The organism is Ectothiorhodospira sp. PHS-1 (genome assembly GCF_000225005.1).
In the GTDB taxonomy this organism is placed as follows: domain Bacteria; phylum Pseudomonadota; class Gammaproteobacteria; order Ectothiorhodospirales; family Ectothiorhodospiraceae; genus Ectothiorhodospira.
The window spans coordinates 1-348 of record NZ_AGBG01000107.1 but is presented as its reverse complement, the minus strand read 5'-3'; the positions used below and the strand labels follow the sequence as shown (position 1 = coordinate 348).

Annotated in this window: 1 protein-coding gene; it reads left to right on the top strand. The window is 64.1% G+C overall.

The window, feature by feature from the left end; all coding sequences use genetic code 11:
- The coding region (locus ECTPHS_RS13795) for an IS256 family transposase (RefSeq protein ID WP_008933385.1) at positions 1 to 348 on the top strand (348 nt) is incomplete at both ends.

The window sequence follows — 348 nt, the reverse complement described above, 5'->3', positions numbered from 1 at the left end:
TTATGCCGTGTTGCTCGAGAACGGACTGGATGGCGCAGGCGAAGCCCTGCGCATCCTCGTCAATGAAGCCGCCAAGATCGAGCGCTCCGAGTACCTCGGCGCCGCTCCCTACGAGCGCTCGGCGTCTCGCCGTGATTACGCCAACGGCTTCAAGCCCAAGACCATGCTCACCCGTGTGGGCGAGGTGACCTTCCAGGTGCCGCAAGTGCGTTCCGGCGACTTCTATCCTTCCGCTTTGGAGAAGGGCACTCGCACCGATCAGGCGGTCAATCTCGCCTTGGCCGAGATGTACGTGCAAGGCGTCTCCACCCGCCGGGTGATCGACGTGCTGCAGCGCCTTCTGGGGCC